17 protein-coding genes and 1 pseudogene are annotated in these 20,562 nt (G+C 73.0%); 4 read left to right on the top strand and 14 right to left on the bottom strand.

The window, feature by feature from the left end; translation table 11 throughout:
* Positions 1-16: 16 nt before the first annotated feature.
* The 3 genes from O1G21_RS33490 to O1G21_RS33480 form a co-directional block, all read right to left on the bottom strand.
* The gene (locus O1G21_RS33490; protein ID WP_270148979.1) at positions 17-1,159 is read right to left on the bottom strand and encodes an ABC transporter substrate-binding protein; all 1,143 of its coding nucleotides are present in this window, start codon (positions 1,157-1,159) and stop codon (positions 17-19) included.
* Positions 1,156-3,792 carry a SpoIIE family protein phosphatase gene (locus tag O1G21_RS33485; protein WP_405000843.1) on the bottom strand — a complete coding sequence of 879 codons (2,637 nt, stop codon included), beginning with the start codon at positions 3,790-3,792 and terminating at the stop codon, positions 1,156-1,158. The genes O1G21_RS33490 and O1G21_RS33485 overlap by 4 nt, the downstream gene beginning before the upstream one ends.
* A gap of 390 nt (positions 3,793-4,182) precedes the next feature.
* Positions 4,183-4,716, bottom strand: coding sequence for a hypothetical protein (locus O1G21_RS33480; protein ID WP_270148977.1), 534 nt, complete (start codon positions 4,714-4,716; stop codon positions 4,183-4,185).
* A gap of 171 nt (positions 4,717-4,887) precedes the next feature.
* Here O1G21_RS33480 and O1G21_RS33475 point away from each other — a divergent pair, with 171 nt between their 5' ends.
* Together O1G21_RS33475 and nagA are read left to right on the top strand one after the other, a co-directional pair.
* Entirely contained in the window at positions 4,888-5,910 is a 1,023-nt protein-coding gene (locus O1G21_RS33475; RefSeq protein WP_270148975.1) for a winged helix-turn-helix domain-containing protein, read from the top strand.
* Positions 5,911-6,066: 156 nt separating this feature from the next.
* The gene (gene nagA / locus O1G21_RS33470; RefSeq protein ID WP_270151391.1) at positions 6,067-7,242 is read left to right on the top strand and encodes an N-acetylglucosamine-6-phosphate deacetylase; all 1,176 of its coding nucleotides are present in this window, start codon (positions 6,067-6,069) and stop codon (positions 7,240-7,242) included.
* A 64-nt stretch (positions 7,243-7,306) separates the two neighbouring features.
* On the opposite strand, the gene O1G21_RS33465 is transcribed toward nagA, so the two are convergent.
* Genes O1G21_RS33465 through O1G21_RS33450 form a run of 4 tightly spaced genes read right to left on the bottom strand, consistent with a single transcriptional unit; the run spans position 7,307 to position 10,852 of the window.
* Positions 7,307-8,143: a class II fructose-bisphosphate aldolase gene (locus O1G21_RS33465; protein ID WP_270148973.1), complete on the bottom strand. Its 837-nt coding sequence runs from the start codon at positions 8,141-8,143 to the stop codon at positions 7,307-7,309.
* Positions 8,143-9,075, bottom strand: a complete 933-nt coding sequence (locus tag O1G21_RS33460) for a 1-phosphofructokinase family hexose kinase (protein WP_270148972.1) — start codon at positions 9,073-9,075, stop codon at positions 8,143-8,145. The genes O1G21_RS33465 and O1G21_RS33460 overlap by 1 nt, the downstream gene beginning before the upstream one ends.
* A complete protein-coding gene (locus O1G21_RS33455) occupies positions 9,072-9,983 on the bottom strand; it encodes an ROK family protein (RefSeq protein WP_270148971.1) in 912 nt (303 codons plus the stop codon). Before O1G21_RS33455 ends, O1G21_RS33460 begins: the two co-directional genes overlap by 4 nt.
* Positions 9,980-10,852 (bottom strand): SIS domain-containing protein, encoded by an 873-nt coding sequence (locus tag O1G21_RS33450; RefSeq protein WP_270148970.1) that lies wholly within the window; start codon positions 10,850-10,852, stop codon positions 9,980-9,982. Before O1G21_RS33450 ends, O1G21_RS33455 begins: the two co-directional genes overlap by 4 nt.
* A 254-nt stretch (positions 10,853-11,106) precedes the next feature.
* Here O1G21_RS33450 and O1G21_RS33445 point away from each other — a divergent pair.
* Positions 11,107-11,391 (top strand): annotated as a pseudogene (locus O1G21_RS33445) (DeoR family transcriptional regulator); the annotation flags it as partial.
* A gap of 262 nt (positions 11,392-11,653) precedes the next feature.
* Here the strand turns inward: O1G21_RS33445 and O1G21_RS33440 are convergent.
* Together O1G21_RS33440 and O1G21_RS33435 are read right to left on the bottom strand one after the other, a co-directional pair.
* Positions 11,654-14,062 carry a ricin-type beta-trefoil lectin domain protein gene (locus O1G21_RS33440; RefSeq protein ID WP_270148969.1) on the bottom strand — a complete coding sequence of 803 codons (2,409 nt, stop codon included), beginning with the start codon at positions 14,060-14,062 and terminating at the stop codon, positions 11,654-11,656.
* A gap of 173 nt (positions 14,063-14,235) precedes the next feature.
* Complete coding sequence (locus O1G21_RS33435; protein WP_333493566.1) at positions 14,236-16,065, bottom strand: acyl-CoA dehydrogenase; 1,830 nt, start codon at positions 16,063-16,065, stop codon at positions 14,236-14,238.
* 270 nt (positions 16,066-16,335) lie between these two features.
* Between O1G21_RS33435 and O1G21_RS33430 the strand changes: the two genes are divergently transcribed.
* Positions 16,336-16,587, top strand: a complete 252-nt coding sequence (locus O1G21_RS33430; protein WP_270148966.1) for a hypothetical protein — start codon at positions 16,336-16,338, stop codon at positions 16,585-16,587.
* Positions 16,588-16,677: 90 nt separating this feature from the next.
* On the opposite strand, the gene O1G21_RS33425 is transcribed toward O1G21_RS33430, so the two are convergent.
* The 5 genes from O1G21_RS33425 to O1G21_RS33405 all read right to left on the bottom strand — a co-directional run bounded on the left by O1G21_RS33425 (position 16,678) and on the right by O1G21_RS33405 (position 20,451).
* Complete coding sequence (locus O1G21_RS33425) at positions 16,678-16,833, bottom strand: DUF6131 family protein (RefSeq protein WP_270151389.1); 156 nt, start codon at positions 16,831-16,833, stop codon at positions 16,678-16,680.
* A 216-nt stretch (positions 16,834-17,049) separates the two neighbouring features.
* A complete protein-coding gene (locus O1G21_RS33420; RefSeq protein ID WP_405000746.1) occupies positions 17,050-17,391 on the bottom strand; it encodes a WhiB family transcriptional regulator in 342 nt (113 codons plus the stop codon).
* Positions 17,392-17,412: 21 nt separating this feature from the next.
* Positions 17,413-18,996 carry a threonine/serine exporter family protein gene (locus O1G21_RS33415; RefSeq protein ID WP_270148964.1) on the bottom strand — a complete coding sequence of 528 codons (1,584 nt, stop codon included), beginning with the start codon at positions 18,994-18,996 and terminating at the stop codon, positions 17,413-17,415.
* A 235-nt stretch (positions 18,997-19,231) separates the two neighbouring features.
* A complete protein-coding gene (locus O1G21_RS33410; RefSeq protein ID WP_270148962.1) occupies positions 19,232-19,711 on the bottom strand; it encodes a nuclear transport factor 2 family protein in 480 nt (159 codons plus the stop codon).
* A 155-nt stretch (positions 19,712-19,866) separates the two neighbouring features.
* Complete coding sequence (locus tag O1G21_RS33405) at positions 19,867-20,451, bottom strand: TetR/AcrR family transcriptional regulator (RefSeq protein WP_270148960.1); 585 nt, start codon at positions 20,449-20,451, stop codon at positions 19,867-19,869.
* Positions 20,452-20,562: the final 111 nt, after the last annotated feature.

Genomic DNA, 20,562 nt, shown 5'->3' with positions numbered 1-20,562 from the left:
GGACACGCCCCCGGCGTCAGCCGTCCGCGACCGCCTTCGCCCAGCCCGCGGCGACCACCTGCTTCGCCTTCTCGGTCTGCGCATCCGTCGGGAACTCGGGCGTTCCCTCAACCGTCGGCAGTCTCGCGAAGGCGGCCTCGTCAAGGGTGCCGTCCTTCTTCATGGCGTCGAGCAGTACCGGGCGGGCGTAGCCGGTGAGCCGGAGGTTCTGACCCTCGGTGCTGAAGAGGTACTCCTGCCACAGGCGGGCGGCCGCCGGATGTGGGGCGTCCTTGTTGATCGCCAGCGCGTAGTACTGGGCGAAGCTGCTGTCGAAGGGGATCGAGACCTGCCAGTTGACGCCTTTGCTGCGGAGCTGGTCGGTGTAGTTGAGGTTGACGAAGTCCCAGTTGACGCTGATGGGCGTCTGGCCGCTCGCGACCGTGGCCGAGGTGGCATCGACCGGGTTGAGGTTTCCCGCCTGCTTGAGCTTGGCGAAGAAGTCGAGGCCGGGCTGGATGTCGTCGAACGATCCGCCGTTCGCCAGGGCCGCCGCGTACACGCTGGCGAATCCGGTCTCGGAGCGGGTGGGGTCGCCCTCGAGCGCGACCTCGCCCCGGTAAGCGGGTTTCAGTAGATCGGCGAAGGTCTGGGGACAGACCTCGACGCGGCTCGCGTCGCAGCCGATGGAGATGTAGCCCCCGTAGTTGTCGGACCAACGGGCCTGGGGGTCCTTCTGGTTGCTCGGGATCGAGCGGTACGCGGCGACCTTGTACGACGCGAGCAGGTTCTGCCGGCCCGCTGCCCGGGCGAACGCGTCCCCCACGTCGATGACGTCGGGGGCACTCTGCTGGGTCCCGTTCTTCTTGATGGCGTCGATCTCGTCCTGGCTGTGACCCAGAGGATCGTCGACCGTGACCGTGATCCCGTACTTCTTCTCGAAGCCGTCGATCAGGCCGCCGTAGCCGGCCCAGTCGCGGGGGATCGCGATCGCCCTGAGCGTGCCCTCCTTCTTCGCCGCGGCGGTCAGTGCGTCCATGCCGCCCACGTCCTTCGCGGAAGTGGCCACCGACGGGTCCTTGGGTTTGGCAGGCGGTGTGTGGCCGCACGCACCCAGGCCCATGGCCAGGAGGACCAGGCAGCCGGAGACGGTCGCCGTTCGGGCACGGGATGCGGTCACGATGGCTCCAGACGTCCTTCGGTGGTCACGAGCGGGATCTCGCCGGGACCTTCCACTGCCGGGGTGTCGCTCTCGTGGATGTGCTGTTCGGCCCAGATGACTTTGCCGTTGGGGGTGTAGCGGGTGCCCCAGCGCTCGGAGAGCTGGGCGACCAGGAACAGCCCGCGCCCGCCCTCGTCGGTGCTGACCGCGTACCGCAGGTGCGGGGAGGTGCTGCTGCCGTCGGAGACCTCGCAGATGAGTGCGCGGTCACGGAGCAGCCGGAGCCGGATCGGACCGATGGCGTACCGGATGGCGTTGGTGACCAGCTCGCTGACGATGAGTTCGGTGGTGAAGGCCATCTCGTCCAGCCCCCACTCGGTGAGCCGCTCCGCGACGCCGACCCGGATCCGGGCGACGGCGGCCGGGTCGGCCTGGACGTCCCAGACGGCGACCCGGTCGGCGGGCAGCGCCCTGGTCCGGGCGACCAGCAGGGCGATGTCGTCGGTCGGGTTGGCCGGCAGCAGGGCGTTCAGCACCGCCTCGCAGGTGGCGTCGGGGCTGCGGTCGCCCTGGCCGAGGGTGGTGCGCAGCAGTTCGAGGCCGACGTCGATGTCCCGGGAGCGGTCCTCGACCAGCCCGTCGGTGTAGAGGACCAGCCGGGTGCCCTCCCGCAGCTGTAGTTCGGCGGTCTCGAACGGCAGACCGACCAGGCCGAGCGGCGGCCCGGCGGGCAACTCGGGGAACTCCACCGAGCCGTCCGGGTGGACCAGGGCCGGCAGCAGGTGCCCGGCCCGGGCCATGGCGCAGCGCCGGGTGACCGGGTCGTAGATGGCGTACAGGCAGGTCGCGCCGGTGATGGCGTCGCCGTCCTTGGCCGCCCGGTCCTGGTCGATCTGGTTGACCAGGTCGTCCAGGTGGCTGAGCAGTTCGTCCGGGGGCAGGTCGAGGGAGGAGAAGTTGTGCACGGCGGTGCGCAGCTGGCCCATGGTGGCGGCGGCGTGCAGGCCGTGGCCGACCACGTCGCCCACCACCAGGGCGACCCGGGCGCCGGGCAACGGGATCACGTCGAACCAGTCGCCGCCCACGCCGGCCTCGGCGGGCAGGTAGCGGTAGGCGACGTCCAGGGCGCTCTGCTCGGGCAGTCCGCCGGGTAGCAGGCTGTGCTGGAGGGTGACGGCCAGCCGGTGCTCGCGGGTGTAGCGGCGGGCGTTGTCGATGCAGACGGCGGCCCGGGCGACCAGCTCCTCGGCCAGCGAGAGGTCGTCCTCGTCGAAGGGCTCCGGTGAGGCCGCGCGCCAGAAGACGGCCACGCCGAGGACCTGGCCCCGGGCGAGCAGCGGCACGCTCAGCCGCGAGTGGATGCCGTGGTCGACCGTGCGCCGGGCCCGCTCCGGGGCGTCGCCGTGCCGGACGGCGGCGCTGGTCAGATCCGCCTCGATCACGGACTGTCCGGGCTGCGGGCTGCGGCCGAGCGGGGCGGTGGGAACGATCGGAATGGTCGCACCGACGGGATGGAACGGCGTGTCCGGGTGGACGCCGCTCAGCCCGGCGCGCTGCAGTTGGAGGATCCGGGTGCCGGTGGGCTCGTCGCCGTGCAGAACGGGCTCCGCGAGGTCGACGGTGGCGTAGTCGGCGAAGCTCGGGACGGCCGCCTCGGCGAGTTCCTGGGCGGTGCGCACCACGTCGAGTGTGGTGCCGATCGTGTTGCCGGCTTCGTACAGCACGTTGAGGCGCTCGCGGGCCGCCTCGGCCTTGTCGGACAGGGCGCGCAGCTCGGTGGAGTCGCGCAGGGTCGCGACCTGCCCGGGCGGTCCCCCGTTGCGGTCGGTGGCCCGGATGTTCACCGAGAGCAGGCGGTCGGCGGAGCCGGCCACGGCATCGGTGACCACTCGCCCGGAGGCCAGCAGCTCGGCGGCCGGGTGGCCCAGGCCCAGCTCGGTGATCGAACGGCCTTCGCAGTCGACGGGCAGGCCGAGCAACCGGGCGGCCTCGTCGTTGGCCAGCAGCAGCCGGCCGTCCTCGCCGAGGATCACCACGCCCTCCCGGACGGCGTGCAGCACGGCGTCGTGGTGCTCGTACATCCTGGTCATCTCGGCCGGGCCCAGGCCATGGGTCTGCCGCTGCAGCCGACGGCTCACCAGGCTCGCCCCGGCCGCGCCGATGGCAAGAGCCACCGCGGCACCGCCGAACAGGACCGGCAGCTGCTGGTTCACCCTGTGCTGCACCTTCTCGACCGTGACCGGGGAGGCGACGATGGCGACGACGGAGCCGTCGGCGGCCTTGACGGGTACCGCCGAGATCACGGAGAGGCCCAGCGACCCGCGGAAGGTCCTGGTGAAGGGCTTGCCGGTCGCCGCCTGCGCGTAGGGACCGATGACGTGCTTCCCGATCTGGTTCGGGTCGCTGTGGGTGAGCGCGATCCCGTCCAACCCGTAGACGATGATGGCGTCCACTCCGGCGGCCTTCCGGGCCGCCTCGGCGGACGGCTGCAGGGCTGCGGTCGGGTCGGGGCCGCTCAGTGCCGTCAGGATCCCCGGAGAGTTCGCGAACGCCTGCGCCGCGGCGAGTGTCCGGCCCTGGGCATCCGCCGTGTCGTCGCGCCGGGCCCCGACGACGAGAGCCGCCAGCGCGGCGACGATGATCAGCAGCATCACCGCCAGTTGCAGGAGGAACACCGGGCCGGCGAGGCTGCGCGGGCTCAGCAGGTCCTTGAACAGCCGCCTCGGCCTTCCCGCCTGCGGCCGGCCGTATTCTCGGCGTCCTTGCCCGCTGCGCCTCGGACCGGGAAGCCGCCCGGGCACATCAGCACTTCTCTGCAAGTCGACCAAGCCAGGCCCAGCCTTGCTCCAGAACAACGAGGGACAAATCCCATTGTCAACGGCAAACGGACCGATCTCGACCGGCGATCCGCGTTCCCGGCGGATCAGCGGCGGATCGGGCGGGGCGAGAGGGCGGATTGGTGCAGGTGAGAGGCGCAGTGCCGACCCTCGGGGCCCCCGGGTCCGCCCGCACCCCTGTTGCGGGGGGACCCGGGGGGCCGGTCAGGCGAGGGTCTGGCAGAGGTTCTCCACCTGGTGCTGGGCCAGCACCTCGACCTGCTGGTCCGGGTGCACCAGCAGCACCGCGCCGCCGCTGAACACGTAGTCGCCGACCGCGTGGTACGGGTTGCCGGGGTGGACCTTGGCGGAGATGTGCGAAGACCGGGGGACGTCCCACAGCGTGCTGCCGTCCGGCAGGCGGTACTCGGTGGCCCGGCCGCTCTGGTCGCGGTCGACCTGGGCGCCGGTGTCCACGTTGGTGTAGCGCAGGATCAGCGGCCCGCGCCAGAGGACCTTCTCGGGAGAGCCGTCCGGGTAGCGGCCGACGGTCTTGGTCTCCTCCTGGTCGAGCAGGTCGGTGATGTGCAGGTGGAACGGGCAGAGCGTCCCGGCGGGCGCGTCGTAGTCCTGGCCGTGGTACGGCTGCCAGCCGTCATCGTCGTCGGCCTGCGCCGCCGGGGACGCCAGCACGAGGACGGCCGTCGCCAGGGCCGCGGCAAGGGCGGCCGATCGGGTGCGGTACGACGGCATGCGCATGGACGCCTCCTGGGTGTCGGATCGGGACCGGAACGGCCGCCCGGAAGCCCACTGCCGCCGCGGCCGTGCACTGGGTATCGTCGGACCGGGGCGGCGCCGGCGCGAGGTTTTCGGCCTGAGCCGAAAGCCCGGGAACGCCGGGCCGGGTGGGAAGGGCGGGAAGGGCGGGGCGTGGTGCTGCGGATCCACTTCACGGCCGAGGACCTGCTCGGCACCCGGTTCGCGGACGGGCCGGCACCGCTGATGGAGCTCGAGCTGGCCGTCGCCATGCTGCAACGGCCCGGTGCGGACCCGGCGTTCGCCCGGCGGACCCGCCTGCTCGGTGCCACGGCCGCCCGGTCCGTCGTGCCGCTGACCGAGCTGGTCCCGGTGACCGGCGCGGGTCCGTTCTTCCTCGATCCGCTCAGCGTCGACCTGGAGCACGGGCTGGAGTCGGTGCGTTCGTCCACCAACGCGCTGGTCCGCCGCGAGCTCGATCGCATCTGCCGCAACGGGCTGCCCGTCACCCCGCTGATGCGGGGCCTGGCGAACGGTGATCGGCAGGCCTGGCGGTACCTGGAGAGCAGCCTGCGCGCCTCTCATTCGGCGCTGATCGACGCGGTCTGGCCGAGGCTGCGCACCGGCTTCGACATCGACCTCGCCTGGCGCGGGCAGGTGCAGCGCGAGCAGGGGCTGCGCGGGATGCTGGCCGGCCTCTATCCGGGCAGCCGATGGCACGGCAGCACGCTGGAGATCGCGGTTTCCAGGCAGCTGGACTTCCGTCTGGAAGGCGGCGGCGTCCTGCTGCTGCCGTCCGCGCAGTGGACCGGGGAACCACTGTGCGGCCCGCTGCCGGACGGACCGCTGCTGCTGGTCTACCCGGCGCTCACCCTGCTGCCCCACCTTCCCGAGGAGGCGCCGGCACCGGGGGCGGCCCCGGAGGAACCGGTGGCAGCCCTGCTCGGCCGGACCCGCTCGGCGGTCCTGCGGCTGACCCTGCGCGAGCCGACCACCAGTCAACTCGCCCGCGAGCTGGGCATCTCGGTGGCCAGCGCCTCCGAGCACGCCCGGGCGCTGCGGCGGGCCGGGCTGGTGAGCACGGTACGGGCCGGTCGGGCGGTGCGCCACAGCTGCACCCTCCTCGGCCATCGGCTGCTCGCCGCGGCGCGGTCCCCTGCGCCGCAGCCCGCCCCGGCCGCGCAGGGGCGGCGGTGACCGTGAACGGGCCGCCTCCCACGCGGGATCTCCCCGGGCCGCCGCACGGGTCCGCGCTCGTCGGCAAGATCCAACCCGCATCGGCCACACCTTGTTCATAGTTGCTTATACTTTTGGGCATTCGAGCAATTCTGAGCAATTGTGGAGACGAGCGTGATCGTCACAGGTCGCATTGCCCTGGCCGGTGCCCGACTGGTCCTGCCCGGTGGCGTCGTCGAGGGCGGCCGCCTGGCCGTCGAGGGCGACCGGATCGCCGCACTGACGAGCGGGGAGAGCGAGCCGGGCGACCTCGACCTGACCGGCCACACCGTGGTGCCCGGCTTCGTCGACCTGCACGTCCACGGCGGCGGCGGCGCCTCCTACGCCTCCGGCATCGCCGAGGAGGCCCTGCTCGCCGCCCGCACCCACCTCGAACACGGCACCACCACCACGATGGCCTCCACCGTCACCGGCGAGATCGACGACCTCGTCCGCCAGGCCGCCGTCCTCTCCGAACTCGTCGAGGACGGCATCCTCGCCGGCATCCACTTCGAGGGCCCCTTCATCTCCCACCACCGCTGCGGCGCCCACCGCCCCGACCTGCTGCGCGACCCCGACCCCGCCCTGGTCCGCAAACTCGTCGACGCCGCCCGCGGCCACGCCCGCATGGTCACCCTCGCCCCCGAACTCCCCGGCGGCCTCGACTCGGTGCGCATGCTCGCCGACCTCGGCGTCATCGCCGCCGTCGGCCACACCGACTCCGACTACCCCACCACCCTCGAAGCCATCGACGCCGGCGCGAGCGTCGCCACCCACCTCTTCAACGCCATGCCCGGCATCGCCCACCGCGCCCCCGGCCCCATCGTGGCGCTGCTGGAGGACGAACGCGTCACCGTCGAGCTGATCAACGACGGCGTCCACCTCCACCCCTCCGTCCTCGACCTCGCCTACGGCACCGCCGGCCCCGGCCGCGTCGCCCTGATCACCGACGCCATGGGCGCCGCCGGCATGGGCGACGGCCGCTACCCACTCGGCCCGCTCCAGGTCGAGGTCAAGGACGGCGTCGCGATGCTCCCCGATGGCAGCTCCATCGCCGGGTCGACCCTCACGCTCGACCGCGCCTTCCAACGGGCCATCCAGGTCCAGAAGTTGACCCTCGGCGAGGCCGTCGAGTCGCTCTCCACCACCCCGGCCCGGCTGCTCGGCCTCGCCGACTCCATCGGCACCCTGGAGACCGGCAAGCTCGCCGACCTGGTCGTGGTCGACTCCACCGGCTACGACCTGGTCGCCGTGATGCGCCAGGGCCGCTGGGTCCTCGGCGGCGAGAAGTTCGCCACCGTCAAGTCCGCCTGAACCGCGCCCCGGACAGCACGACAGCGAGGCCCGCCCCACCCGGGACGGGCCTCGTTCAGCATGGTCAGGCCGCCTTGAGGACGCCCAGCAGCCGGGTGACCTCCGCCGCCATGGCCGCGCGTCCGGAGCCGAGGTAGCGGCGGGTGTCGACGAGCGACGGGTCGGCGTCGAGAGTGCGCCGCACGGCGCCGGTGAAGACCTGGTTGAGGTGGGTGGCGATGTTGACCTTGGTCATGCCGCGCTCGACCGCACGGGTCAGGTGTTCGTCGGCCACGCCGGAGGAGCCGTGCAGGACCAGCGGGACGGGGACGGCCGCGCGCAGTTCGGCGATCAGGTCGAAGTCGAGGACGGCATCGCGGGTGAGCATGGCGTGGGAGGTCCCGACGGCCACGGCGAGGGCGTCGACACCGGTGGCGGCGACGTAGCCGGCCGCTTCGGCGGGGTCGGTGCGGGCGCCGGGAGCGTGCACCCCGTCCTTGCCACCGACCTCGCCGAGTTCGGCCTCCACCCACACTCCTGCCGCGTGGCAGCGGGCGACCACCTCGGCGGTGGCGCGGACGTTCTCCTCGTACGGCAGCACGGAGGCGTCGAACATGACCGAGGAGAAGCCGAGTTCGACGGCCTCGGCCACCAGGTCGGCGGAGGTCGCGTGGTCGAGGTGGACCGCGACCGGCACGGCGGCGGTGCGGGCGGTGGCGAGCACGGCGGAGGCCATCGGGGCGAGCGCGCCGTGGTAGCGGACGGCGTTCTGGCTCAACTGCAGGACCACCGGGGCGTCGGCGGCCTCGGCGCCCGCCACGATGGCCTGGGCGTGTTCGAGCTGGATGACGTTGAAGGCGCCCACCCCGCGCGCGGCGTCCGCCGCGGGGGTGACGATGGCGCCGGTTCCGGCCAGGGGCATCAGGAACTCCTCGGACGGTGGAGTGGTTGGACGTCCACCCGGGGCCGCAGCGCCCGGTGGACGGCAGGGTCGAAGTCACCGGCCAGCGGTGCGGCGACGGCGGCCGCGGATAGTGCCACGGCCTCGGCGAGCCGGTCGACCCACGGGGTGCCGGTGACCAGGCCCAGGGTGAGTGCGGCGACCGCGGCGTCGCCGGCGCCGGCGGGGTTGCCGACCAGCCGTTCGGGCGAGCGGGCTCGCCAACTCCCCTGCGGTGTCACGGCGATGAGGCCGTCGGGGCCGAGTGATGCAACCACCGCCCCGGCTCCGGCGTCGACCAGCGCACCGGCGGCGGCGACGGGGTCCGTCAGCCCGGTGGCGGCGGCGAGTTCGTCGGCGTTCGGCTTGACCAGGTCCGGTCCGGCCGGCAGCCCCGCGCGCAGGACCGGTCCGTCGGCGTCGAGCACCGCCGGGACGCCGCGGGCGTGCGCGAGGCCGAGCAGCTGCGCGTAGGCGTCGTCGGGGACGCCGCGCGGCAGGCTGCCGGAGAGGACCACCGCCGCGGCCTGCGGCAGCAGCGCGGCGAGGTGGTCGAGGAAGCCTGCCCACTCCTCGGCCCCGACCACCGGGCCGGGTTCGAGCAGGATCGTGGTGTCCCCGACGCTCTCCTCGACCACGGCCACGGTCCGCCGGGACTCGCCCTCGATCGCCAGCATGCGGTCGGCCAGACCCGCGGCGGCGAGTTCACCGCGGATCGCCTGGCCGGTGAGCCCGCCGACCAGCCCGGTGACGGCGGTCGGCCGGCCGAGGGCGTGCAGGACGCGGGCGACGTTGACGCCCTTGCCGCCCGCCCGCTCGGCCGTCGCGCGCACCCGGTTGCTGCCCTGCGGGCGCAGCCGGCCGATCCGGTAGGTGACGTCGAGCGCGGCGTTGAGCGTGACGGTCAGGATCACCGGCCGGCCTTCCGCCGCAGCAGATCGTGGCCGAGGAGGGCGGCGCCGTGGCAGCCGGCCTCGTGACCGAGTTCGGCCGGGACGATCCGCGGCACCGTCTGGAAGGTGAGCCGCTCGGCGAGCGCCGCGCGCAGCGGCGTGAAGTACGGGTCGCCGGCCCGGGCGAGGCCGCCGCCGATCACGATCCGCTCGGGGTCGAGCAGCGTGACGGCGGCGGCCAGGGCGTCGGCGAGCGCCTCGATCGCCTCGTTCCAGACCGTGAGGGCGGCCTGGTCCCCGGCGGCGGCGCGCTCGCCGACGTCCTTGGCGGTGACCCCGCCCTCCCCGGTGGCGGCGGTGTAGCGGCGAGCGACGGCGGCCGCGGAGGCGACGGTCTCCAGGCAGCCCCGGCCGCCGCAGGGGCACGGCCGGCCGCCGGGCCGGACCACCAGGTGTCCGAGCTCGCCGGCCCGTACGTGGCTGCCGGTCACCGCCTGCCCGTCGGACATCAGCGCCGCCGCGATGCCGGTGCCGACCGGGACGAAGAGGAAGTCCCGGCTGCCGCGGCCGGCCCCGACGCGGGCCTCGGCCAGGCCGCCGGCCCGCACGTCGTGGCCCAGCGCCACCGGCAGGCCCAGTTCCTCCGCGAGCCAGTCCCGGACCGGCAGTCGGCGCCAACCGAGGTTGGCCGCGAGGATCGCGGTGCCCGCCGCCTCGTCGACGATGCCGGGCACCGCGATGCCCGCCGCGGCCGGGCGGTGCCGGTCGGCCAGCACGCGGGCCGCCGCCAGCACCGTCCCCAGCACCGCGTCCGGGCCGCGCTCGGCGCCGGTGAACCAGCGGTCCCGGCCGCGCAGAACGCCGTCCTCGCCGACCACGCCGCCCTTGACGTAGGTGCCGCCGACATCGAGGGCGATCACGGTCGTCATGGCTGGGCCAGCACGATGGAGCGGGTCAGGTTGCGCGGCCGGTCGGGGTCCAGGCCGCCGGCCTCGGCCAGCTCCACGGCCAGGCGCTGGGCGCGCACCAGATCGGCCAGCGGGTCCAGGGCGCTCACCGAGGTGATCGCGCCGATGCCCTGGACCTGCTCCAGCAGCCCGGCCGGCGGTTCACCGAAGAACCAGACCACCCGGCCCGGGGCGGCGATGCTGATCGGGCCGTGCCGGTACTCCATCGCCGGGTAGGACTCGGTCCAGACACCGGACGCCTCGCGGAGCTTGAGCGCCGCCTCGTTGGCCAGGCCGACCGTCCAGCCGGTGCCCACGAACGTGAACTGGCCCGCGGCGACGGCGCCTTCGGGCAGCGGCTCGACCAGTGCCCGCGCGGCCTGCTCGGGCAGGTCGGCCGGGGCCAGGCCCAGGTGGCCGCGCAGCAGCGCCAGCGCCGTGGTGGCGAAGCGGGTCTGCACCACCGACTTCTCGTCCGCGAACGAGAGGTCCACCACGGTGTCCGCGGCCGTACGGATCGGCGTGTCGAGGTCACCGGTGAGCGCCGTGCTCGGGATGTGGTCGGCACGGGCGAGGGCGGCCAGCACCTCGGTCGTCGTGCCGGAACGGCTGATCGCGACCAGCCGGTCGTAGCCGCGGGCGGCCGGGAACTCGGAGGCCGCGAACGCGTCGGTCTCCCCCAGGCCGGCGGATTCACGCAGCGACGCGTACGCCTGGGCGATGTACAGCGACGTGCCGCAGCCGATCACGGCCACCCGCTCGCCCTGCTCCGGAAGGCCTGCGGGCTCCAGCTCCAGCGCACGGCGCCAGCACTCCGGCTGGCTGGCGATCTCCTGCTCGACGTGACTCATCCAGGGCTCTCCTCGATAGGGGCGCGGGGGTTCGGGCGGTACTCGGGCGTCGGTCCGCCCGGGACGTCCGCTCGGGATGTCCGCTCGGGACGTCCGCTCGGATCGCAAGCGGATGCTTGAAACTGATCCATTCTTAGCTCAATGCGTCATCTATGAGCAATACTGAGCACAGAAGGCGTAACGTGCCGCTCGCACGCCGATCCGATCGGCAGCGACTGGCTCGTGATCGAAACATCCGGATCGGCGGAGTGACGATGGGCCCGCACGACCGGTGGTCCCGCCTGCTCGAAATCCTGGGCGACCGGGGCCGGATCGATGTGGCGACGGCCGCCGAACTGCTGGAGGTCTCCCCGGCCACCGCGCGACGGGACATGGACGAGCGCGCCCGTCGGCGGCTGCTGGTCCGCACGCGCGGTGGCGCGATCCTGAGCGGAGTCGCGTACGACCTGCTGCTCCGCTACAAGACCGCGCGCCAGGCCGGCGAGAAGCAGCGCCTCGCCAAGGCCGCCGCCGCGCTCGTCCCACCCGGCGCGGTGGTGACGAACTCGTCGAGCGGTCCGCCGCCCAGGGGGTCGACGTCCACCACGTCTAGGAACGGGCCGTAGCGGCCGGGTCCGCATCGGAGTCGGCCGTGCGGTGGGTTCTATCGACACCGTCAAGTAGCCCTGACAGCAAGTCGGTTGACGGCACATGGGCGTTCGGCCCGGTCAGGGTGCTCCCCCGACCGGGCCGACTGACGTGCTGACCCGGGCGCCGTGTGCAGCGCCCTGGGAGCGGGCGGGCGCACGGCGCCCGGAGGTACTACGGCAGGGTCCAGCGCTGGTTGGCGCCACCGTTGCAGTCCCAGATCTCCAGCCGGGTGCCGTTGGCGGTGGCTGCCGCCGGGTCGTCGAGGCAGCGGCCGGACTGGGTGCTCTTCAGCGTGCCGTCGGACTGGGGCGTCCACTGCTGGTTGGCGCCGCCGTTGCAGGCCCACAGTTCGACCGGGGTGCCGTTGGCGGTGCCCTGGCCGGTGACGTCGAGGCACTTGCCGTCGTGGGTGAGGGTGCCGTTGGTGCGGGTCCAGATCTGTGCGGCGCCGCCGTCGCAGTCCCAGAGCTGTACGGCGGTGGGGTCCGAGGCGTCGGCGCACTTGCCGGGCAGGGCCGAGGTGATCGGGCCGGTGTGGGTGGTGGGCGTGCCGGGGGTCAGGGCGAAGTTGTCGAACTGGTCGGTGCGGTAGTCCGTCACACCGAGTCCGGCCTGGCCGTTGGTGAAGGCGCCGTCGGTGGCGCTGCCCACGGCGACGCCGTCGATGCTCGCGGTGAGCGTGCTGTTCTGCATCGACAGCGCGAGGGTGTGCCAGGTGCCGGTGCCGAGCGGGCTGGTGGTGCTGCCGGCGGCGAGGGTGGTGAAGTTCCAGCTGGTGTCGCTCCTGTCGATGGACCAGGCGCCGGTGTCGCTGACCCGCAGGTGGTAGGCGTTCAGTCCGTTGTTGTTGCGACCCTGCTGGTTGACCCGGCCGAGGAGTTCGACGGTGCTGGACTGCTCGAACAGGGCGTCGGCCGTGACGGTGTAGTTGGACCAGCTGCCGTCGCCCATCATGGTGTACGGGGCGTCGTACTTCTCGTCGGTCCAGCGGATCGGCGTGGTCGGGGCCATCTGGCTCAGGCAGGTGCCGGTGCGGCCGCCCCCGCAGGCCGCGGTCCGGAAGGCGCCGTTCATGTCGGTGAAGTACTTCGGGGAGGTCGTGGTGGCCGGGGTCTCGAAGTCGTCCGCGTAGGGCAGCCCGAGCGGGGCGGTGGCCGGCGGGGTGGCGGTGCCCTTGCCCTGGCCGCTGGTGGTGGTGACGGTGTAGACGCGGCCGGGCTGGAGGGTGAGGGCGTAGCGGCCGTTGACCGGGGTGAGGTCCTGGGTGTGGACGAACCAGTTGGCGGGGTTGGTGGAGGTCAGGTCGGTGGACCAGACGTGGACCTGGCCGGTGGACAGGCCGCCGGTGACGGTGAAGCTCGCGCTCTGGGCGGCGGTGGCGTCCATGGTCTCGATGACGGTGCTGTAGTCGCTGTTGTCGGTGGACTTCAGGGTGACGTAGCTGCCGTTGGTGCGCGCGCCGCCGAGGTAGCCGCCGGCGGAGTCGATGTAGTGCCAGCCCGGCTTGGCGAACTGGGTGGTGTGCGCGGTGACCCAGGTGGTCTTGCCGATCGTGTAGTTGCCGGACCATGGCTGGTTGGCGATCGACATGCCGTCGGTGGAGAAGTACAGGTTGGGGTAGAGCGCGGCGATGACCGGCCAGTTGATGAAGGAGGTCATCTTGCCGTCGAGGTAGTCGCGGTTGATCCCACGGGCGACCGCGCCGGCGCCGTCGTTGGCGTCCTCGGAGCCGTTCTCGCTCGCCCACAGCGGCTTGCCGAGCGCCCGGGCGTTGGCCGTGCTGGGGCAGCTGCTGAAGTTGCTCATGTAGCCGCAGGGGTAGTGGACGCCGACGACGTCCACGGCGTTCTTGAACGCCGGGTCGGTGGCCATGGCGTCGGCCACGGCCCAGGTGTCGTCGGCGGCGACGACCTTGGTGGCAGCGTAGCCGTGCGAGACCAGCGCGCTCTTGAGGTTCTCGTACCAGGCGGCGTTGAAGCCGCGCTCGTTCCACCCGCCCAGGTAGGAGACGTTCAGGTGGTGCTGGGCAGCGCAGCCCATCCAGGACATCAGGTAGTCGACGGTGTCCTGGGACCAGAAGTTGCCGCCGCTGCCGGTGTTGCCGATCCAGCCGGGAGCGCCCCAGGTCAGGCCGTAGAACTTGATGTCCGGGTTGCGGGCCTGGGCCTGCTCGGCCAGCCACCACTCGTAGCCCTGGTTGCAGTCGACGGTGCCCTTGGTGTGCTCGATGCTGGGTTCGGCGCCGTCGGTGGAGTTGGTGTCGCCGCCGATCTCCAGCTTCAGCACCTGCAGCGAGGCGCCGTAGCCGGGCTTGAACAGGTAGTCGAGCAGTTGGCTGCGCTGCGGCTCCGGATAGTCGGCCAGCAGGCGGGAGTTGCCGCCGCCGCCGGAGATCGCGCCGACGCCGTCGAAGGTCAGGCCGGGCTTGGTGGCGTCGAGGGTGATGGCCGTGACGGGCGCGACGGAGGTGCCGGACGTGCCGGCGGCCGGCGCTGCGGCGTGGGCGGCGGACGGACCGAGTAACAGGAGCAGGGTCGCGCCGAAGGCCTGGCATGTTCGCGACAGGTGCCGAAGGCTCATGATCGTCTCCCGCGGGGGGGGTGAGGATGGGGGATTGTGATCGATCGCGCCAAAGCATGAGGCTTGAATCACCATCAGTCAACAACTTCCAACAGGAAGATCGGCCGGCGGCCGATTCACCGCCCTCGCCGGCGTCCTCCTCACCGCCCGCACCGGCAGCGGCCGGCCAGGGTTCAGAACGCGTCGTCGGGGATCTCGACCGTGGTGCGGTCCAGGCTCTCCAGGAGCTGGAACTGGGCCTCGGTCTTCGGGAGTTCGTAGCGGTAGAAGAACCGGCAGGCGTGCCGCTTGCCCTCGTGGAAGGGCTCGTTGCCGGCTTCGGCGGCGAGGAACTGTTCCAGCCAGAGCCAGGCGACGACGGTGTGGCCGACCGCTTCGAGGTAGGTGCTGGCGTTGGCGAGGGCCGTTTCCGGGTCGCCGGTTCCCCACAGGCGCTTGGTGACCGAGACGATGCGCTGGACGGCTTCCACGAGCCGCGCCGCGTACTCGGCGGCGTCGCCGCCGGCGGCCTTGGCCCGTTCGGTGGTCGCCGAGACGGTCTCGACGAGCAGGCGCAGCCCCGCTCCGCCGTCCATGACGACCTTGCGGCCGAGCAGGTCGAGCCCGTGGATGCCGTGGGTGCCTTCGTGGATGGGGTTGAGCCGGTTGTCGCGGTAGAACTGCTCGACGTTGTACTCGCGGGTGTAGCCGTAGCCGCCGTGCACCTGGATGGCGAGGTTGTTGGCTTCCAGACACCACTGGGAGGGCCAGCTCTTGGCGATGGGCGTGAGGACGTCCAGCAGCAGCTTGGCACGGGAGCGGTCCTCGGGCGAGGCGCCGGTGCGTTCCTCGTCGAGGAGTCGGCCGCAGTACAGCACCAGGGCCAACGCCCCTTCCGCGTAGGCCTTCTGGGCCAGCAGCATGCGGCGCACGTCGGCGTGGGCGATGATCGGCACCTGCGGACCGCCGGCCGCCTTCGCCGTGACGGGACGGCCCTGGGGGCGGGTGCGGGCGTAGTCGAGGGCGTGCAGGTAGCCGGTGTAGCCGAGCGCGGTGGCGCCGAGGCCGACGCCGGTCCGGGCCTCGTTCATCATGTGGAACATGTAGGCCAGCCCGTGGTGCGGTTCGCCGACGAGGTGCCCGACGGCGCCGGGCTGGCCGCCCGGCCGGTGCACGCCCTCGCCGAAGTTGAGCAGCGTGTTGGTGGTGCCGCGGAAGCCCATCTTGTGGTTGAGCCCGGCCAGGACGACGTCATTGCGCTCGCCGAGCGCGCCGTCCGCGCCGACCAGCACCTTGGGCACGATGAACAGCGACAGGCCCTTCACCCCGGGCGGTCCACCGGGAATCCGGGCCAGCACCAAGTGGACGATGTTATCGGACAGTTCGTGCTCGCCGCCCGAGATCCACATCTTGTTGCCGAACAGCCGGTACGTGCCGTCGGCCTGCGGTTCGGCCCGGGTGCGCAGGTCGGCGAGCGAGGATCCGGCCTGCGGCTCCGACAGGCACATGGTGCCGAAGAACCGCCCCTCCACCATGGGCCGGACGTAGGTCTCGATCTGCTCGCCACTGCCGTGCGCCAGCAGCAGGTTGGCGTTGCCCACGGTCAGGAACGGATAGGCCGCGGTGCCCGGGTTGGCGGCCTGGAACCAGGCGAAGCAGGCGTTGGCGACGACGGAGGGCAGCTGGGCGCCGCCGATCTCGTAGTCCATGGCGCTGCCGAGCAGGCCGGTGCCGGCGAAGACGGTCAGCGCTTCCTTGACCTCGGGGATGATGTGGACCCGCTCGCCGTCGAAGCGCGGCTCCTCGGCGTCGTTCCGCTTGTTGTGCGGCGCGAAGTGCCGGGTGGCGACCTGCTCGCTGAGGTCCAGGGCTGCGTCGAAGGTCTCGCGCGAATGGTCGGCGTAGCGCGGCCGCCCGGTGAGCGACTGGACGTCCAGCCATTCGTACAGCAGGAAGTCGAGATCGCGGCGGGAGAGCAGCGGGGAGGTCACGGCGGGGCCTGCCTTTCGAGGGGTCCGGGGCATCGGCGGCGAGCCGCGCCCGGACGGTCCGGGCACCTCGAAGGCTTCGGGCATCGATCGGCTCCCCGCCGTGACCAAGCGCTTGCTTAGTCTGCAGCAGCATCGGTCACCGGGGCCGGAGCAGTCAATGGGCCCGCGCACGCGTTCAGGCCCCCGGCCGTGCGAGGTGGGCGCCGGCTCGCTCGCGGTTCCGTCCGTCCGACGGTTCGGGACCGCGTTTCCGGGCACCCGCCGGGGCGTCCAGCCGCCGACGCCTCGGAAGGGGAGCGAGCCATGACCACGCGTGACGACAACGGGACCCAGCCGGACGAACCCACCCGGGAGCGGTCCGCCGAGGAGCGGTCGATCACCGCCCCGACCCCGGGCGACGTCCGGGAGAAGGCGCAGGGGGAGGTCGGGGACCGGGAGCGGTCCGCCGAGGAGCGGTCGATCACCGCCCCCACCCCCGCCGACGTCCGGCGGAAGGCCGGGACGGCCGACGACGAGCAGCCGGAGCCGCCGGCGGCGGACGCCGTGGCGCCCTGAGCCGGGGCGCCCTGACCGGAAGGACATGACCTTGCGCCGGTACGGACGGCTGTCCGTACCGGCGCGGTCGTGTGCGACTGCTCGGGCTGGTCAGTAGTAGTGGCGACGGCCACCGATGGCGTGTCCGACGGCCCCCGCGAGCCAGAGGGCGAAGCCGATCACGACCAGGATGATGCCGATCGTCCACAGGATCGGAAGCCCGAGGAGGAAGCCGACGACGAGCAGGATGACGCCGAGAATGAGCACGATGTCCTCCTTGAGGATGACGGGGACGGCGATCGGGAAGGCCGGCCACGGCGCGCCTGGCGCCGTCAGCCGTCCCTGGGGCGGCGGAGCCGTCACCTCTCCGGCCGTACCCATGAGCCGCGTCTACCGCCGCCGGGGCCTGCCAAACCCCGATCGGCCCACGACCTGCGATTTTCAAACGCCAGGTGTCAGGCGTCAGGCGTCAGGCGTCAGGCGTCAGGCGGCCGACGGGGAGGGATCGCCGGTGAACAGGGCGCGGCGCTCGGCGGCGGTCAGCCCGCCCCGGACGCCGTACGGTTCCCGCGCCGCGAGCGCGGACCGACGGCACTCCACCCGGACCGCACACCCGGCACAGACGGCCTTCGCCGCTTCCTCCCGTTTCCTCGCGGCGGTGCCGTTCCCGAGGGCGGGCAGGGAAGGGGAGCGCGCCCGCGGGGGTGCGGCAGTCGCCCTCCGGCCGGGGCTCGGCCGGTGCTGCGGGCGGGCGGGAGAAGTCGGCCACGGCCTTCCGATCGGAGGCGTTTGCCCCACCCGTCCAACCGGGTCCCGCGCGTTCATGCCCGTGCCGGCGGTCGGATCTCAGCGGCGGTGGCGCCCCCCGCGCCGGCGGGCGGGCGGCGGCGCGCCCGTGGCCGGGAGGAAGAGCCGGGCCGCCTCCCGGCCCAGGTTCACGCCGATCGCGAGGGCCATCGCCGTGGCCGTGGCCCGTCCGAGGCCGCTCAGCCCGGTCTCCGGTTCGCCCCGGACGAACGCGAGCAGCCCGAAGTACAGCAGCGCACCGGGCAGCAGCGGCCCCAGGGCGGCGGTGACGAACGGCAGCGCGGAACTGCCCCGGTAGCGCGCCATGAGCTGGCCGGACAGGCCCACCAGCACGGCGGCGAGGCCGGTGGCCATGATCGGCTCCCCGCCGGCGTCGACCAGCACGGCGTACGTCGTCCAGCCCGCCACGCTGTTGACCAGGACGGCCGGCAGCGTGGCCCGCTCGGTGTTGAGCAGCACCGCGAAGGCCAGGGCGAGCAGGATCGCCGCCGCCAGTTGGAGGGGCGGGTTCGACAGCGACGTCGGCACGCTCTGGGCGGCCAGGTCGGCGCCGTTGTTGACCCCGACGTAGAGCACGGACATCACCCCGACCACCACGCCCGCCAACAGGTACAGCACCTCCAGCAGCCGCGCGGCGGCGGTGAGGTAGAAGCCCGCGAGGCCGTCCTGCACCGCCGCCACCATCGGCCAGCCGGGCAGCAGCGCGTACAGCCCGCCGGTGATCACCACCGAGCCGCGCAGGTGCAGTTGGTTGAAGGACATCAGGATGCCGACCACCGCCGCCGGGGTCGCGGCCGTCGCGATCCGGTAGAACTCCGGCAGGTCGTGCCGCCCGACCAGCGCCGCGAGTCGGTTGCCGGCCATCGCCGCGACGACGGCGCAGACGAACACCAGCCAGGCCCGGGCGTCGGCCCGGCCGCCGATCAGCAGTGTCGCGACGCCGGCCAGCAGGCCTGAGGACAGCACCAGGGCCCACACCGGGTAGTGCCGCCGGTGCCGGCGCACGGCCCGGAGCCGACGGTGGGCGGCGTCCACGGCGAGCCCGCCTGCGGTGATCTCGGTGACCAGCCGGAACAGTGCCGCCAGCCCCGCGTAGTCCCCGCCCGGGTGGTGCACCGTCCGCTCGGCCGTCACCGGTGGCTCGCCCGGGCCCTGTTGGTAGGAGATCGCCACCCGGGTGAAGGTGACCTGGGGATCGCAGGGCCGGGCCCGGTACGTCCGCGCCACGGCGAGCATCGCCGCCTCGACGCCCTCCGCGGCCTCCCCGCAGGCCAGCATCAACTCGCCCACCAGCAGCGCCAGATCCAGCACCGCGGCCACCTCGGCGGGCCCCGGCTCGTCCGCTCCGGCGCCGAGGTCCTCCTCGACCAGGGGACGGGCGGTGGTCGGGGTGCGCAGCAGCGGCAGCATCAGGTCGGGCCAGCGGACCGCCGCGTCGCCGCCGCCGCGCCCGCTCCCCGCCCCGCTCCCCGCCCCGGGCGGCGGCGCCTGCGGTCCGGGCGGTCTCCCGGGTTCGGCCTCCTCCGCCTCCCCGGCCTCACCACGTCTGCCCTGCGGCGGCACGCGTCGCCCCGCCAGGCCCTCCGCCTCGGCCCGCGCGCCGCACTCCTCGTGTTCCGACATCGTCGCTCGCTCTCTGCATCACCCACCACTCGGCCACCTTGCGCACTCAGTCGACTACCCAGTGTCATTGATTCGTGAACGTCACGCCCGGCGCACGCCGGTGCCGTTCGCGCCCTGGCGGACGCCAGCGGCGGCCGGACAGGGGACGGCCGTCGGCCCCGGGGTGCGGACGTCCCGCACCCCGGGGCCGACTCGGCGACCAGGACAAGGCGTTCAGTCGCCCCGGCCGCCCTGGTCACCCTTGATCACCCTGGCCACCCTGGCTGCCCTGGTTGTTCGTCAGTGCCGCGAGCAGTTCGGGGACCCGGTCCAGCGCCACGGCGGTGGCGATCGGGTTGCTGTAGTCGCGGGAGTGCACGATCAGGCCGTCGCGGACGGTCAGCCTCATCACGTAGCGGGAGGCGAAGGCCTTGCCGGTCGCCACCGCGGCGCCGAGGAGCTGGTACTCGGCGAAGATGACCTCAGGGTCGTCGCTCCGGGTGATGACGACGTCCGAGGAGCCGGTGAACCGGCGGATGCCGGCGGCGCCGTGGAAGCGGGCGCGCAGGACCTCCCGGCCCCGGGTGGCGACCGGCACGCCCGGCGGGGCGAACGGGATCTCCACGACGACGTCCTCGGCGTAGCTGTCGGCCACCGCGTCCCAGTCGTTGTTCACCGAGGCCTCGAGGAAGCGCTGGAAGACCTCGACCGCGGACCGCTGCTGCTCATGGGACATGGGAACTCCCTTGCCGGATCGGGAATGTGATGGGGAGGCAGGGCAGCGCCGGGACCACACTCAACCGGAACCATCGCCCCGGTTCGAATATACGGAACGCCCGCCCCGGTTGTCCATGAAACGGGGCGGGCGTTCCGCTGCTGCGCGGCGGAGCCTCAGCGGGCCGCGGTGGCCCGGAGCCCGTCACACAGGACGCTTAGCACGCGCTCCATCAGCGGCTTGTCGTCCCGCTCCCGGTCTCCGGCAAGGACGATGCCCCGCAGCAGCGCCATCAGGGCGTCGATGCCGACGTCCGACCGGACCGCACCGGCCCGCTGACCCCTCGCCAGCAGCTCCTCGATGGCCGAGCGCAGGTCCCGGTTGATCCCGGCGAGGTTCGCCGAGACGTCGATGCCGGCGCCGGCGAGCGCGTCGATCAGGTCCTTCTTGGCCGCGCTCTCCCGCGCGACGTGGGTGATGAACTCGAAGAGCGCCTCGTCGTCCCGCCCGGCGCCGGCCAGTTCGCGGGCCTGTCGCACCAGGCCCTCCATCCGGTTCAGGATGACCGCGTCGAACAGCGCCTCCTTGGTCGGGAAGTGCCGGTACACCGTCCCGGCGCCGACCCCGGCCCGGCGGGCGATCTCGTCCAGTGGGACCAGCAGGCCGTCAGTGGCGAAGGCGGCCTGCGCGGCCTCCAGCACCCGGGCCCGGTTGCGGCGCGCGTCGGCGCGCATCGGCGGCGCGGACTCCTGGGACGTCACGACTGCTCCTCTCCTCGGGGCGACCGCTGCCGACTCGGACGGACATACCGGAACGATCGCCCCGTTTACCCTAAGGAGCTGGTCAGCGGTCCGTCAACGAGTCGGAACCGC

Origin of the sequence: Kitasatospora cathayae, from assembly GCF_027627435.1 — a bacterium.
Lineage (GTDB): Bacteria > Actinomycetota > Actinomycetes > Streptomycetales > Streptomycetaceae > Kitasatospora > Kitasatospora cathayae.
The sequence above is the reverse complement of the archived record's forward strand: the minus strand, read 5'-3'. Positions and strand labels throughout refer to the sequence as shown.

What these genes read in the sequence shown, in the direction of transcription:
- O1G21_RS33485 (WP_405000843.1), bottom strand. Translation starts at nt 3,792, where the DNA reads ATGCTGCTGATCATCGTCGCCGCGCTGGCGGCTCTCGTCGTCGGGGCC.
- O1G21_RS33480 (WP_270148977.1), bottom strand. Translation starts at nt 4,716, where the DNA reads ATGCGCATGCCGTCGTACCGCACCCGATCGGCCGCCCTTGCCGCGGCC.
- O1G21_RS33465 (WP_270148973.1), bottom strand. Translation starts at nt 8,143, where the DNA reads ATGCCCCTGGCCGGAACCGGCGCCATCGTCACCCCCGCGGCGGACGCC.
- O1G21_RS33455 (WP_270148971.1), bottom strand. Translation starts at nt 9,983, where the DNA reads ATGACGACCGTGATCGCCCTCGATGTCGGCGGCACCTACGTCAAGGGC.
- O1G21_RS33450 (WP_270148970.1), bottom strand. Translation starts at nt 10,852, where the DNA reads ATGAGTCACGTCGAGCAGGAGATCGCCAGCCAGCCGGAGTGCTGGCGC.
- O1G21_RS33440 (WP_270148969.1), bottom strand. Translation starts at nt 14,062, where the DNA reads ATGAGCCTTCGGCACCTGTCGCGAACATGCCAGGCCTTCGGCGCGACC.
- O1G21_RS33435 (WP_333493566.1), bottom strand. Translation starts at nt 16,065, where the DNA reads ATGCCCCGGACCCCTCGAAAGGCAGGCCCCGCCGTGACCTCCCCGCTG.
- O1G21_RS33430 (WP_270148966.1), top strand. Translation starts at nt 16,336, where the DNA reads ATGACCACGCGTGACGACAACGGGACCCAGCCGGACGAACCCACCCGG.
- O1G21_RS33420 (WP_405000746.1), bottom strand. Translation starts at nt 17,391, where the DNA reads ATGAACGCGCGGGACCCGGTTGGACGGGTGGGGCAAACGCCTCCGATC.
- O1G21_RS33415 (WP_270148964.1), bottom strand. Translation starts at nt 18,996, where the DNA reads ATGTCGGAACACGAGGAGTGCGGCGCGCGGGCCGAGGCGGAGGGCCTG.
- O1G21_RS33410 (WP_270148962.1), bottom strand. Translation starts at nt 19,711, where the DNA reads ATGTCCCATGAGCAGCAGCGGTCCGCGGTCGAGGTCTTCCAGCGCTTC.